Here is a 13,402-nt window from a genome sequence, read left to right as displayed (position 1 = left end):
GGCTTAAAATAAAGCGAAATTATTCATAAGCTTTGCGTTCATCTTTTTAATCAAAAAATAATTTCAAACTGACCTATTGAGTGCTCTCCTTATGTATGCGGACATGAGTAATAAAAAAGATGAGACAGGGATAGTCTCATCTTTAATAAATTGTTAAGGTAAATTAATTTTTTTGCCTTGTTCGGGGAAGATGTAATTTACTTTTAACGGATTGTTTTTCAGTAATTCTTCTTTAATAATTTCAGGATTGTCTTTTGTCGGCTTTCTGTGGGTAACTACAATATTTAAACCTTCCAGATTCTTTTGTCCTGTTTTTTCTTTCAGTTTCTGCAGTTCTTCCAACAGCAGATTAGGAGTGAGGTGGCCAAACAGAAGTTTTTCAGGTTGGCTGTTTGGGAAAGAAACTTCTATTAATATCGTGTTTAACTGTCTTTTTCTTATAAGTGGGGCTACAGTGTTCCAAAGCTTATTGAGCTGATCAGATTTTTCAACCCGATCGGCACCGGTATCCCCTAAATAAAGCAGATAGTGGTCGTCTTTTCTGACCAGTGCGGCACTGCTTTTATAAGGATTGACATGGCTTAGTTCATATGCCGTTATAAAAAGAGGTGTTTTCTGTACTGCGATTTCTTTTCCCTCCTGAAGTTCATTATAATGGTATTTTCCAAGCATAGGCTTTTGGCCCTGATCGGCAAAATTAATCCAGGTATCTGTGATAAAATAATGATTTTGCAGAATTTGAATAACCGGAGCTATAGCAAAAATATCCTTTTTTGCATCAGCCGGAGAATTGATAATAAGCCCTGATAAATGATCCAAATGACCGTGTGAGATAAAATATCCTTTTATTTGGTTTTTTAGAACGGTCTCTTCCGGTCCGTTAAGGCTTTTCAATTGAATTGCCTTCCGTATTCCTGTATTTATTGTTCCTGCATCAAGGGATAGGAACGTACTGTCTTTCGGTGTTCCCACTAAATAAGCTGATAGGTTATCTTCTTGCTCTCCACCATATATACCTAACGGTATAAGGTCAAAGTTTTGAGCCTGGCAGGCCATATGCATCAAGAAGGCCAGTAAAGAAAATGCTGTTTTTTTCATGTGATCTAAAGCTAAGAATCTACCTTTTACGGTAGGATAGGGCAAATTTACATTATTTTTTGACGATTATATCCCTTATTACATTCATAAAACTACTCCTATGAAGCTGAGATAAAAACGAAAAGAGATCTATAACAGACCTCTTTTCATCATATTTTAAACAGCGCATCGGCTATAAAGCTTTAGTATTAAGCCTTGTATCTGCTACTTTTGTTAAAAGGGCATCGCATTTTTTTTCTTCGTTAAGGGTGGCCAGGAAATTTTTGAGACAGAAATTTTCTTTAAGAACCTTAGCATAGGCTGCCAATGTTCCGTAAGTAGCAATTTCATAATGCTCCACTTTTTGTGCTGCAGCGATAATACCGGCATCCCTTACCGATCCGGGAGCTGTTTCTTCCATAATACTTTTACCTTCATCCAAGAGCCCCTGCATGGCATCGCATTTTTTTGCCGTTGCCTTTTTTTTCAGGGATTTAAAACATTCTTCCAGTCTTTTTACATGAATCTGGGTCTCCATTAAGTGATTTTCAATGGCTGTTTTAAGTCTTTTATCTGTTGCATTTTTTTGCATCTTAGGTAATGCCTTAACTAATGCTTTTTCCGCCCAATAGATGTCTTTCAGCGAATCTTCAAACAGATCTTTCAGCTCTTTGGCTGCATTTTTTTTAGCCGGAGTTTTGGCTGTTTTTTTAACTGGTGATGATTTGCTTGCCGGTGCTTTTTTGGTGACTGTTCTTTTTGTGGTGGTTTTGGTTGCCATAATATTAGATTTAGTGTTGTTCACTGTATACCTACAATTTTAAGACCATAGGGGCTTCATAGTAGTGATTTTGAAAAAAACCGAAAGAAGCAACAGTACTCTGGAAAAACAGATTCTTTACATTAGCTGTAATAATATTGAAAACCTGGTGATCAAATCTGACCGCCAGGTTTTTAAGATATATATGATTTTTTATTTCGGCTGCTGCTGTGTCACACAATGTACCATTCCTCCGTTGGCAAATAAATTACGACAATCAATGCCGACTACTTTTTTATCAGGATAGAGGCGCTGGATGATCTCGTTGGCTACTGCATCATTAGGATCGTTATAATTAGGTACTAATACACGGTTATTAGCGATATAATAGTTAATATAGGAAGCACGGCCTACATTTTTTCCATAGGTGGTCATTACATCATATTGAGTCAAAGGAATCTTTACAAACTGATAAGCGGCGCCATTTTTTCCTGTAGCACTGTACAGTTGGGTAATATCACCATCGGGAACCTGCCAATAGGCCAGATCATCAGAGTTCATGGTAACAATGGTGGATGAATTGGCAAATCTGGCAAACCCGTCAATATGCATATCTGTGATGTCCAAGCCTGCTTTTCCCTGCAGCCAGATAAATTTCGTTACTCCTAAGTTTTTGGTAAATATAGCTTCTGCCTGCTGTTGGGTCATTCCCGGGTTCCTATTGGTATTAAGGATAGAACTCTTACAAGCCATTAATACTCCGTTTCCATCAATTTCTACACTTCCACCCTCATTAATCATTACGGAATTGAGATCAATTTTTGGAATATTGGTATCTGTGGCTATTTTAGAAGGAACTGAATTACAGTTGCTGTATTCCGCCTTATTACCCCATCCGTTGAACCCCCAATCCTGAATAAATAAGTTTCCATTGTTGTCCTTTACATAAATGGGACCGTTATCTCTTACCCAAAAGTCATCCGTTGGATACAGTTTAAAATTGACATTCGTAAGTGGAACGCCTGCATTGGTCAGTAATGCTGTGATACGCTGTTTTTCTGTATTATCATACGCTATAATATGGACTTTTTCGCTCTGTACCAACTCCTTGGTCATGGCTACCCACGTTGGATCCAGGCGCTTGCGGTAGGTGGCACCATATTGATATTCATGTGGCCATTGAAGCCAGGTTCCTTCATGTGGAGCTGATTCTTCAGGCATTTTATAAACAACAGTGCCTGCTGGATCAGCCGTACCCTGATTATCTGTTACATCTGTTTGTGTACAGGAGAATAAAAGAACGGGTAATAATAAGAATGGGATTTTCTTTGTTTGCATAATGAATCTGTTTTTGATAGGGCAAAATTAGATCGATTGATGCTTTCAAAGTTGTCCGAAATTGACAACTTACTTCAGAGGTAAAAAAATATAAGTGAGCTGTTCTTCCTGATTATCTGTATGATCAGCATGTTTTTCATATTTTTCTATAATAGGGGTGTGAGAAAATTCGAGACCGGAATTGAAAATCCAGCGGGAATAGATTTTCGTGTAGGTTTCATCTATCGTTTCATAGCTTCCCATATGGGTAAAACGGGCATATTGGCCCCCGAATATCTTTTTTGAAGGCAATTTTTTATTTTGAGCCTGCATGCTGGCACAGGCATCATAGCGACAGTTTATCTCAGTTTTGATCAATGGTTCATCTGCAATAACCCCGAAATACTCAGTGCCGGAAACAGGAAATTCATTTTGTGTAAATTTTTCCCATAATACCTCAATCTCCTCATTGTTGTAATAAGTTGGGGTACTTTGATAATATACGGGTATTGATTTTAGGTATACAATTTCAGGCTCCAGCAATATATCGGATGTTACAGGAATCAGATCTGGTCCGCAAAGGAGCTTTTCCCTGCTCAGTTTTGCTGCTTTAGGGGAAATGCCAAAATGCTGTTTGAAAGCCTTCGAAAACGAGGCTATATTGGCAAATCCTACTTCAATACCAATGGCCGTCAGACTTTCCTGGGTATAAAGGATGCGTTTATAGGCATTTTCCACTTTCAGCCTTTGCTGAAAAGCCCCTATGGTTTCTCCGCAACTGTACTTGAAAATACGCTGTATATTTCTGTAAGAGTAGTGGGATACATCTTCCAGATCTTTTACAGAGATCTGCTGGTCGTAATTGTTCTCCATAAAATGAATGACCCTGTAAATACAGTTTAAATTGTCTTCCATAAACAAGGGTTTTTATTTTCTACATTTTATTAATCCAATTTTTTGAAAATTCAGTTAATCCTTATACTGCTCATTTAGATTCTTCATTTTTGTTGATGATGCAATTTGCTTTCAAATATAAGTAATAGATAGGATCCGTCTTTATTTTTTTAGCTTTTGGGCCTGAACTGTACTGGGAGAATACCCGAATTGTTTTTTAAATGCAAAAGAAAAATGGGAAAGGTTTTCAAACCCCAATTCCAGATAAATATCAGAGACGGGTTTATCTTGTTGTGAAAGTAAAATATGCGCCTCCTTCAGTCTCCGAAGCTGTAACCATTGTCTTGGCGGTATCCCAAAACTCTTTTGAAAATCCCTTTTAAAAGTAGATAAGCTTCTTCCTGTTAAATAAGCAAAGCGTTCAATCTTGGCATTAAAATGGAAATTTTTATCCATAAATGATTTAATATCAATCTTATAAGGTTCTGAAAAGTCAAACAGAACATCTTTAAGATCTGGATCATAAGCGAGCATCAGAATTAATGCTTCCTTTTGTTTCAGGCGAATAAGCTCTGTTGAGGTGGAGGTACTCAATAATTCTTCGTAGGGAAGAAGAGAGCGCATAAAAGTGAGCAATGGCTGGCTGTCCGGTTTTATAAATGTGGAGATATTTTCTTTTTTCTCTGCCGAATATCCATATTCTCTGCTGAAATCCTGTAATACAGCATCGTCAAAATATAGGGTTACCGTTTTAATCTCCCCATTTTTGGGGGGATATTTTGCAAATTTTAAAAGACGGTTTTTACGTGCAGAATAAAGTTCTCCTTCTTTAAAGATGGTTTTTGTACTTCCATCATCCAGTTCCATTTCACCGGAAAGGACTAACCCCAGACTGTGAATTTGTGTGAACTGTTCTCCTTCCCGGAACTCTGAAAAGTGACAGGAGTAATTAACAGGCCAAACTGCTTTCTGATCATTCATTGCTTAAAAGGTAATTTTCTATTGATTCTTATTCAAACTTACAAACTTTTTCCCCATTACAGGAACGTATAAAAAGTTTATTCCTCACAGCCTGGCTGCAAGGAATAAGCTTTTGTTATGCTAAAATGGCTTTGGGTTCTAAATAGGCTTCCAATCCAAAAACACCATATTCACGGCCGATACCGCTTTGTTTAAAACCACCGAAGGGAGCAAGCGGATCATGGGCAAATCCATTAATGCAGATTCTGCCTGCATCAATCTGAGCGGCAACATGTTCTGCATGTTCTTTGCTGGAAGAACTGATATAAGCTGCTAATCCATAAGGGGTGTCATTCGCGATTTTGATAGCTTCCTCTTCGTTTTGATAAGGAATGATAGATAATACAGGACCAAATATTTCCTCTCTGGCAATACGCATATCATTACGAACATTTGTAAAAATAGTGGCCTTTACAAAATGACCATCCTCAAGACCTTCAGGTTTTCCTTCACCTCCTGCCAGTAGGGTAGCACCCTCGCTTTGTCCCAGTCTGATGTAAGTCTGTACCCGTTCATATTGTTTTGCACTGACCATGGGACCAACGGTGGTATCTTCTTCATTTGGCTGTCCTACCTTCACATTCCGGACAGCCTGTTTTGCGAGCTCGTTGACCTCATTCAGTTTATTTTGAGGAACGAGCAGACGGGTAGGGGCGATACATGCCTGTCCGTTATTCATATAAGCTCCAAAAACAGCCATGGGAACAGCCTTGTCAAAATCTGCATCCTCCAGAATAATATTAGGAGATTTTCCCCCAAGTTCCAGGGTTACCCTTTTCATGGTATCCACCGCTCCTTTAGCAATGGTTTTTCCAGTAATTGTGGATCCTGTGAAAGATATTTTAGCAATATCAGGATGATTTGTAATTTCAGTTCCTACTACATTTCCTAAACCATTAACCATATTAAAAACACCCTTTGGTAATCCGGCTTCATGGAAACATTCTGCAATTAGCTGGGTTTGTTGGGCACTCATTTCACTGGGTTTGATCACTGCCGTACAGCCGGCAGCGATTGCTGTAGCCAGCTTATTGCATATAAAGCTGTTGCTGGCATTCCATGGAGTAATAATTCCTACCACACCTAATGGTTCAAAACGTACTTTTGAATGTCCTGCGGTTCTTTCAAAGTCAAAAGATTCCAGTATTTCAATAGTGGTTGTAAAAGCGGAAATGGCATTTTGTACACTCATTTTACAAAACTGAAGAGTGCCCCCATATTCTTTAACCATTGTGGATACTAGTTCTTCTTCCCGCTTGCTGACTGCCTCATGAAGCTTTTTCAGTAAAACAATACGTTCTGCTTTGGTCGTCTTTGAAAAGGTTTTAAAAGCTTCTCTTGCTGCAGCAATGGCCGCTTTGGTATCTTCTTCGTTTCCCAATATCACTTCTCCGGTTTTCCGGTTGGTCGTAGGATCAATAAGATCAAAAGTATCTGTCCCTTGTGGCGAAACAAATTCGCCGTTGATGTAAATTTTATTAATCTGTATCATTTTGTTTGATTTTAATACCACAAAGTTCGTCTGAAATACAAAAGATAATTTTGTTGTACAGTTCAATTTTTGTTTGTTGTATGGTTCATTGTGATTTCAATAGATACAAGTACCTGAGCCTAATACTGATAAACATTAATTTATTTTTCAGCTGTTTGATAAATATTCACTATTTTTACTTCATTAATATAAATAGATCAACGTTTTGGGAACGACTCGTAAACCTATATTCGCTTAGTATCAGCCTCACAAGCCACAGGCTGATCATTCTTTTGTTCAGGTAATTCTACCTGGGCAGGTTTTCATTTAAACATAGTATTCATTTCGTTGCTTTTTTAGAAGCAACAAAATCTGATATTTCAGCTTTTGATCCATGATCTTAATGCTGTAATTCCTTTGACTGCTATGTTAAAACTTAACTAAAGAATACTAAGCACGATTATAGAATAAGTAATGAGTCAGCAATATATATGGGAGGTAAAAGCTAAAAATACCCCCCTCTTAAAGAAGAAATGCAGTCATTGTAATAGCGACAGGTTTTATTGCAGTGATAAATTCAGACTGAACGCTCAAAAAAAGAATATTGATATCTGGTTGATATACCGATGTGTACAATGTAAAAATACTTTTAATATGACCATTTTCTCCCGCGTCAGAACAGAATCAATAAACAAAAACCTCTTCATTAAATTTTCAGAAAATAATACAGAAACTGCCTGGGAATATGCATTTTCCCTCGAAACAAGAAGAAAAAATAATGTTGAGTATGATGCGGAGAGCGTCGAATATGATATACAACATTCCACACTGGATGATATTTTAAATTCCGGGTATGAAATACTACCGGTTACAGTTAAATCCCCTTTTGATTTTAGTCTTAAAGTATATTCTGTGATCCGGATATGTTTAGGTCTTTCTGTCAGTAAATTAAATCAGCTGATAGAAGCTGATGCCCTATCTTTTCAGGGTAAGTCTATACAAAAGAGTCATAGAATTAAGGATGGAGGTATTGTGTATATTGATATAGAAAAATTCAGAAATATTTGTTTTGAAAACGGATAGAATTTCAGTCATAATTCAATCTGACAAACAGAGCCTCCGGATCAGTAGTCCGGAGGCTTTTGTTATTGAAATATTTTATTTTTTACGATGTTTTGTGGTCGAAAATATTAGATATGCATCACAGTCCTGAATACATTTACGGCATTGCCTGTAATGCTGATAATATCGGGAATAGCACTGTCTTTTAGCTTAACTTCCACCTGCACTTTTCCAATACGGTTGATAGCTTCGCCCTGTGTCCCTGTAAATTGGAAAGTATTGTCGGCAGTACTGATGATTTTATTTTGAATAAGATAGCCTCCCAAAGGTCCATTGGCATTTCCGGTAACGGGATCTTCTGAAATGCCGATTGCCGGGGCAAACATTCTTCCATAGGTCAGGATTTCCTTATCATCGGAATCAAAAGTAAATACAAAATAGCCATTGCAGCTGATCACTTTACTCAGCTGGGCTAAAGCCATAAGATCAGGCTGAAGATGATTTAAAATGTTCCGGCTTTTAATACCGATCATAACCTTTGAGTGGCCTGTCGAAGCAATTTGTACAGGGCATTTCTCATCAAGATCTTCCATTGTCAATCCTAATGCATGAACAATATTTTGCGTCGTTAGCGGATCAAAGATGGGGCTTAACTCAAAACGTCCCTGTGTCATTGTGATTTGATAATCGTGATCCTGTTTTTCAATCCTAATAGGTAAAATTCCGATTTGGGTCATTATTCTGATGGTACAGGAGTCCAACTGATCTTCCATTGCTTTTGCATATAATGCCGCAATAGTGGCATGTCCGCAGGAAGGAACCTCTGTTGTTGGAGTAAAATACCTTACATGATATTCGAAATTTTGTTCCAGAGTAGTGGGGCGGAAAACAAATGCTGTCTCTGAATTGTTGAGTTCCCGGGCTATCAATTGCATTTCTGCAGTGGTCAGATTTTCAGCATGTAAAACTACCCCCGCAGGGTTTCCTTTGAATTTTTCTTTAGTAAAAGAGTCAATTTGATACACAATTACTTCCTTCATCATACAATATTAAGTTCAATGTAAAGGTAAGGATAAATGTGTTGTAAAATGCCTTTTTTCAGAGGTATATTTGCGTTTTTAGAACAAATGATCTAGTTGATTAGCTGGGTAAAAGAAAAATCAGGATGGCGCATTTCTATTTCATTTCTGGAAGATGAAATCTGGGCTTCGGAAGCATAGATAAACATTTGCTGTTCGTAGTCATTAATAGCTGTCTGTAGAGAATCATAGTTTCCGCCAGTGAGATTTCCGGATAATATGAGAGCATCCATCAATCCTGTATTGACGCCCTGGCCGGCAAAAGGAGGCATAAGGTGAGCAGCATCTCCGATAAGGGTTATCGGTAAAGGGCGGTCGGTCTTCCAGGGGGCACTCACCGGTAATTTTCTGGTTGGTAAGCTCAAAAAAGAGGGTGTCAGCTGAACCAGGTTTTGATAACGTTTGTCCCAAAGGGCGAAATTTTTCAGGAGAAATTTGCGGATATCGTCTGTATCCTGGAGATTATCTTCGGCATTATCAGGTTTTTTGAAGATTACACCATAAGTTAATGCACCGTTATTGTCAGGGTTTACGACCAATAGTTTACCCTGAAAAGCTGCCATCAGCCTGTTTCCGTTGCATAACTGATAAAATTCGGGACAATCTGTTTCAGGGTGAGGAATATCTCCCTGAATAATGATGGTTCCGGTTTCTTCAATTGCTGTGTCAGTCACAAACTTCCTCATGGCAGACATACCTCCGTTGGCGCCAATGACAAGATCTGCTGTAGCTTGTAATCCGTTCTCAAAAAGCAGTAGCCATTTCCCGCCGCAAACCTTAAGGTCGATGCATTTTCTATCCCAACTTACTGAATCATGGGGTAAGCTTTCAAGGAGTATTGTTCTCAGATTATTTCTGTTGATTTCAGGATTGTCAAACTGGTTTTCAGGGGTAATTGGTTTGGTGAACAGAGTTTTCCCTTGTTCGTCAGCGATGGTAATGCCCATGGGTAAAGCGGCTTTATAATAAGCTTCCAGTAATCCTGCCTTTTTCATAGCTTTCTGTCCGGAATCTTTGTGCAGATCCAGCGTTCCTCCCCAGATTCTGGCCTGGGGATCTTTATCTCTTTCATATACGGTCACTTCAATACCTTTTTGCTGAAGTAATTTTGCCATAGTCAGCCCAACAGGACCGGCTCCAATAATGGCTACTTTTTTGTCTTTGAGTAACATAATTTTGCGCTATTAAATATGGATACAAATTTCTGTGTCATTTTAGAGATAAAATAATTATATTAGACTTAAAAATAGCTGTAAAAGACTTTTATGGATACGATTGATCAAACGATTCCCCATATTCTGAAAAACCTGGCCGGTTTACTGGGCTCGGAAATAAAACAGAGAAAGCTGGAGATTCCATCCCGGTTTGGAAAAGGATATTGCACAGGATTGATCTTTAATAAACATATCCGGATGCTTATTAGTAATTATGAGCTGTATGAAGATCTGATCATTGAAAATCCGGATGTAAATATTGCTAAAAGGATGCTCTTTTTTAAGTTTCAGCATATTTTTCCCAAAACAAAAATTTCCTCGGGAGGAAATCCGGTTGAAATGCCTTCTGTTATGGTGGCAACGAGCCGCCTTAATACCGATAAGTTTATTCCTATCCATTCTAATAAAAACACGATTAATATAGAAGTGGATGCGGATTACCTGAAAAGCTTGTTTCAGGTATCAGATCAGTCACCGGTACTGAAAAGCCTGGTGGAAAACACGGAACCCTTTCTATTTGAACATATGATCGATCCTTCTCTGCAAAATGTTGTCAATGAGATCATTTCTGAAGAGATAGATGAGACTTTTAAGCTGTTTTTTTTAAGACTGAAAGCTGAAGAGTTGATTTGCAGACTATTGATAGAATTGGAAAAGCGGAATGAAAAACATCTCTACGCACTGAATATCCATGATATTGAAACTATGTATATGATACGGGCAAAAATTCTTGAGCAATTGGAAATTCCTCCTGTTATAAAAGAGCTGGCTGCAGAAGCCGGAATGAGTGCTACCAAGCTCAAACGACTGTTCAGACAGATTTTTGGGAACAGTATTTTTAATTATTATCAGGAATTCAGAATGAAGGAAGCTGCGCTATTGCTGAGAGAGAAAAAGTATTCTGTTTCAGAAGTAGGATACAAAATGGGATTCTCTAATCTGAGCCATTTTTCAAAAATATTTAAAGAGCACATCGGGATGAACCCAAAACAGTACTCAATGGTTTAAAAACTGAAACCACAAAGGCCGTTTCAAAAATGAAATGACCTTTGTGATAAAATTAAATCTGAATTTTAGGATTTGTCAGAATAAAAGGGGAATCCGTTTATCCGGTTTTAATCCCATCGAGTATGATTTGAAACGGCATATTTTCCGGCTCCGGTAAAGAAGAAACTTACTCCTGTAAGTAAATAAATAGCAAGTAACTCCAGTGCCCAGCCTCCAAATTCATTCAGCTTAAATATATTTGCTGTTTGTGCCAGTATAATGGCTGTAAAGCAGTTTGCCGCAAAGATTATTCCTGCAAGACGTATCCGGAATCCTATAATGATCATAAGAGGAGCTATGATTTCACCTGCAAATACCCCATACGCAAAGAATGACGGTAAGCCGTGCTGGGTCATCATATCCTGAATAAATCCAATTCCGTGTATCAATTTATTAATCCCGTACACAGACATGGGAAATCCAATGGCAATTCTGCTGATCAGAATACCTAAATCAATGTTCTTTTTCATTTTATTATTATTTAAAAATTATATTTTACAAAAGCCCCGATGTTCTCCAATGTCTTTTTGCTGTTATTAAACTGATCAAAATTGGAGGCTATACCATACATCATCTTATCCTGTTTTACGCCAAGCCGGATGAACTGTAACCCTCTCGGATAGCCGGTATTGTCAAGATTTCCAATAGCCAGGACACTGAAGTATCCTTTGAGGTTTTCCCTGAGCTGCGGGGTATACTCAAATGATATAGACTGTTCCAGGGAAAATCCTTTCTGATAAGTTGCACCTATAGAATAAGAGAAAGAGTAGGAGGGCTGAACCATCCGGTACTGAGCGTAAAGGCTGAAGAATGCACCTGGATTTTTCACTCCGAAAGCACCGTTCAGACTGATTTTTTTAGTAAAACTATAAGCCAGGGTATTTCTTATAAAGAATATATTGTCTTGGTCCCTGGTGTATTCGGTATCAAATAAAGTAAGATTGTTTAATTTCAACCTCTCATTGATTTGATAGTTGACATTATGCATATAGGTGTAGGAACGGTGTCCCAAAACAAGGTCGGGAGTATAGCTAAGCTTCTGTGCATTCAGTTGGGTTGAAACTGCTGCAAGAGCCATGATCACTATTAATTTTGCCTTCATATTTCACTCATTAAATTTTCTGTGAGCAAAATTATTCAGGGCTGTGTGGAATAAACTTAAGAAATCTTAAGAAAGGTCAGACAGGTGTTTTTTTCTAAGATAACTCAGGTATTCAACTGTAATTCCTAGGTAGGAAGCAATCATATATTGAGGAAAACGCTGCTCAATATTGCGGTAAGTGGTCACAAATGTCCTGTATTTTGTGTAGGCATCCACTCTGGAATGCTCAAATGTTCTTTCCTGCAGTGTAACATATGCACTCTGCATTTTCAGTCGCCAGAATTCAGAAATAGCAGGAACTTCTTTATACAGCAATTCCAGGTTATTCTTGCTGATCTGGATCACCGTAGTTTTTTCATTAGCCCGGATAAACATTCTTGATGGAAGCTCACTCAGATAGCTGTAAAGATCATTAACCCACCAGTTTTCAATACCCAGCTGGGTAATATTTTCTTTACCCTTTTCATCAATATGATAAGCATAGAGGCTTCCTTCTGCTATAAACCGCATACTTCTTGAAATCTGTCCTTCATGCAGGAGATAGTCTTTCTTTTTAAGCTGTATAATTTCTAATTTGGGAAGGATAGCATCAATATCAGAGTCTTTTAAAGGTACAATTTCTCTAAAATGTTCTATCAACTGTGAAATGATTATATCCGTATCCATAATGAAATTTTGAATTCTGCTTCGGTAAGAAAATCAACAGCAGAGGCGCAAATGTAAGGAAATATTCAAAAATGAATTATTGTAAATAGATTCCCAATACAGACCATCCGCTGGTTGTAAGCCAGTTTATAATGCCGGCTATATACTGAAACAGATGATTACCTAATTATGTATTTGCAGATTTCTATAATGTAACAGTGATTGTAAATTGGATGGTGGTACTTTAGTGAAATAAGTTTTTTGTAAAGCCGTCTGATTAATGGAACGGCTTTTTATTGTACTTACTTTGCCTGTCCAATATCCAATCTTTCAAATTTATCTTCAGCATTTTTATGGAACTTAAAGAATACAGGAAATGTTCCCCATTGTCCGGCTTTAAAATTTCCGTAAATGTCCTTTCCTTCATTTTCTATACGGTCTATGCTGAGAAAATGTTCTTTACCTAGGGCTTTGGAGAAGAAAGTGGTAAAATCAACGGTATTGCCGTCATCTGTCATCACTGGATTTTCTATAAAGAAGCTATACCATTTTTGATCTCCGGTTTGCAGTGCTTCTATGGCATGGCGTACAGTTTCGTCTGTTATTTTTGATAGGTCCATTGTGTGTTGTTTTGATATAGAGGGTGTTGTCTTTTTTTGATTTTCTTTAACCTGTCCACAAGCGGTCAGAGAGAAGCTTGTCGCAAAAATGGTT

The 13,402-nt window shown here is 37.8% G+C and carries 14 protein-coding genes; 2 read left to right on the top strand and 12 right to left on the bottom strand.

Features of this window, described 5'->3' with window-relative positions; translation table 11 throughout:
• Positions 1-153: 153 nt before the first annotated feature.
• From B8967_RS03990 to B8967_RS03960, 6 genes are all read right to left on the bottom strand, one after another.
• Positions 154-1,098, bottom strand: coding sequence for an MBL fold metallo-hydrolase (locus tag B8967_RS03990; protein ID WP_084084562.1), 945 nt, complete (start codon positions 1,096-1,098; stop codon positions 154-156).
• A gap of 172 nt (positions 1,099-1,270) precedes the next feature.
• The gene (locus B8967_RS03985) at positions 1,271-1,858 is read right to left on the bottom strand and encodes a YciE/YciF ferroxidase family protein (protein WP_084084560.1); all 588 of its coding nucleotides are present in this window, start codon (positions 1,856-1,858) and stop codon (positions 1,271-1,273) included.
• Between the two features lie 192 nt (positions 1,859-2,050).
• Complete coding sequence (locus tag B8967_RS03975) at positions 2,051-3,175, bottom strand: agmatine deiminase family protein (protein ID WP_084084556.1); 1,125 nt, start codon at positions 3,173-3,175, stop codon at positions 2,051-2,053.
• 69 nt (positions 3,176-3,244) lie between these two features.
• Positions 3,245-4,069: an AraC family transcriptional regulator gene (locus tag B8967_RS03970; protein ID WP_084084554.1), complete on the bottom strand. Its 825-nt coding sequence runs from the start codon at positions 4,067-4,069 to the stop codon at positions 3,245-3,247.
• A gap of 141 nt (positions 4,070-4,210) precedes the next feature.
• Positions 4,211-5,029 (bottom strand): helix-turn-helix domain-containing protein, encoded by an 819-nt coding sequence (locus tag B8967_RS03965; RefSeq protein ID WP_084084552.1) that lies wholly within the window; start codon positions 5,027-5,029, stop codon positions 4,211-4,213.
• Between the two features lie 115 nt (positions 5,030-5,144).
• Positions 5,145-6,560, bottom strand: a complete 1,416-nt coding sequence (locus tag B8967_RS03960) for an aldehyde dehydrogenase family protein (RefSeq protein ID WP_084084550.1) — start codon at positions 6,558-6,560, stop codon at positions 5,145-5,147.
• Between the two features lie 453 nt (positions 6,561-7,013).
• Here B8967_RS03960 and B8967_RS03955 point away from each other — a divergent pair, with 453 nt between their 5' ends.
• Positions 7,014-7,622: a DUF1062 domain-containing protein gene (locus tag B8967_RS03955; RefSeq protein ID WP_084084548.1), complete on the top strand. Its 609-nt coding sequence runs from the start codon at positions 7,014-7,016 to the stop codon at positions 7,620-7,622.
• Positions 7,623-7,729: 107 nt separating this feature from the next.
• Here the strand turns inward: B8967_RS03955 and B8967_RS03950 are convergent, their stop codons facing one another.
• Both B8967_RS03950 and B8967_RS03945 read right to left on the bottom strand, forming a co-directional pair.
• Positions 7,730-8,644, bottom strand: coding sequence for a PhzF family isomerase (locus B8967_RS03950; protein ID WP_228406016.1), 915 nt, complete (start codon positions 8,642-8,644; stop codon positions 7,730-7,732).
• A gap of 89 nt (positions 8,645-8,733) precedes the next feature.
• The gene (locus tag B8967_RS03945; RefSeq protein ID WP_084084546.1) at positions 8,734-9,852 is read right to left on the bottom strand and encodes an FAD-dependent oxidoreductase; all 1,119 of its coding nucleotides are present in this window, start codon (positions 9,850-9,852) and stop codon (positions 8,734-8,736) included.
• A 93-nt stretch (positions 9,853-9,945) separates the two neighbouring features.
• Here B8967_RS03945 and B8967_RS03940 point away from each other — a divergent pair, with 93 nt between their 5' ends.
• Entirely contained in the window at positions 9,946-10,902 is a 957-nt protein-coding gene (locus B8967_RS03940; protein WP_084084544.1) for a helix-turn-helix transcriptional regulator, read from the top strand.
• 107 nt (positions 10,903-11,009) lie between these two features.
• Here the strand turns inward: B8967_RS03940 and B8967_RS03935 are convergent, their stop codons facing one another.
• From B8967_RS03935 to B8967_RS03920, 4 genes are all read right to left on the bottom strand, one after another.
• A complete protein-coding gene (locus B8967_RS03935; protein ID WP_084084542.1) occupies positions 11,010-11,411 on the bottom strand; it encodes a DoxX family protein in 402 nt (133 codons plus the stop codon).
• A gap of 11 nt (positions 11,412-11,422) precedes the next feature.
• Positions 11,423-12,043 carry a hypothetical protein gene (locus B8967_RS03930; protein WP_084084540.1) on the bottom strand — a complete coding sequence of 207 codons (621 nt, stop codon included), beginning with the start codon at positions 12,041-12,043 and terminating at the stop codon, positions 11,423-11,425.
• A 66-nt stretch (positions 12,044-12,109) separates the two neighbouring features.
• Positions 12,110-12,709 (bottom strand): Crp/Fnr family transcriptional regulator, encoded by a 600-nt coding sequence (locus B8967_RS03925; protein ID WP_084084538.1) that lies wholly within the window; start codon positions 12,707-12,709, stop codon positions 12,110-12,112.
• Between the two features lie 281 nt (positions 12,710-12,990).
• Positions 12,991-13,308, bottom strand: coding sequence for a hypothetical protein (locus B8967_RS03920; RefSeq protein ID WP_228406014.1), 318 nt, complete (start codon positions 13,306-13,308; stop codon positions 12,991-12,993).
• Positions 13,309-13,402: the final 94 nt, after the last annotated feature.

This window comes from Chryseobacterium sp. YR221 (assembly GCF_900176315.1).
Classification (GTDB): Bacteria; Bacteroidota; Bacteroidia; order Flavobacteriales; family Weeksellaceae; genus Chryseobacterium; species Chryseobacterium rhizosphaerae.
This window is presented reverse-complemented; position numbering and strand designations above follow the sequence as displayed.

Bases quoted from the DNA above. Each gene is read 5' to 3' on its own strand.
- B8967_RS03990 (WP_084084562.1), bottom strand. From the start codon at position 1,098: ATGAAAAAAACAGCATTTTCTTTACTGGCCTTCTTGATGCATATGGCC.
- B8967_RS03985 (WP_084084560.1), bottom strand. From the start codon at position 1,858: ATGGCAACCAAAACCACCACAAAAAGAACAGTCACCAAAAAAGCACCG.
- B8967_RS03975 (WP_084084556.1), bottom strand. From the start codon at position 3,175: ATGCAAACAAAGAAAATCCCATTCTTATTATTACCCGTTCTTTTATTC.
- B8967_RS03970 (WP_084084554.1), bottom strand. From the start codon at position 4,069: ATGGAAGACAATTTAAACTGTATTTACAGGGTCATTCATTTTATGGAG.
- B8967_RS03965 (WP_084084552.1), bottom strand. From the start codon at position 5,029: ATGAATGATCAGAAAGCAGTTTGGCCTGTTAATTACTCCTGTCACTTT.
- B8967_RS03960 (WP_084084550.1), bottom strand. From the start codon at position 6,560: ATGATACAGATTAATAAAATTTACATCAACGGCGAATTTGTTTCGCCA.
- B8967_RS03955 (WP_084084548.1), top strand. From the start codon at position 7,014: ATGAGTCAGCAATATATATGGGAGGTAAAAGCTAAAAATACCCCCCTC.
- B8967_RS03950 (WP_228406016.1), bottom strand. From the start codon at position 8,644: ATGATGAAGGAAGTAATTGTGTATCAAATTGACTCTTTTACTAAAGAA.
- B8967_RS03945 (WP_084084546.1), bottom strand. From the start codon at position 9,852: ATGTTACTCAAAGACAAAAAAGTAGCCATTATTGGAGCCGGTCCTGTT.
- B8967_RS03940 (WP_084084544.1), top strand. From the start codon at position 9,946: ATGGATACGATTGATCAAACGATTCCCCATATTCTGAAAAACCTGGCC.
- B8967_RS03935 (WP_084084542.1), bottom strand. From the start codon at position 11,411: ATGAAAAAGAACATTGATTTAGGTATTCTGATCAGCAGAATTGCCATT.
- B8967_RS03930 (WP_084084540.1), bottom strand. From the start codon at position 12,043: ATGAAGGCAAAATTAATAGTGATCATGGCTCTTGCAGCAGTTTCAACC.
- B8967_RS03925 (WP_084084538.1), bottom strand. From the start codon at position 12,709: ATGGATACGGATATAATCATTTCACAGTTGATAGAACATTTTAGAGAA.
- B8967_RS03920 (WP_228406014.1), bottom strand. From the start codon at position 13,308: ATGGACCTATCAAAAATAACAGACGAAACTGTACGCCATGCCATAGAA.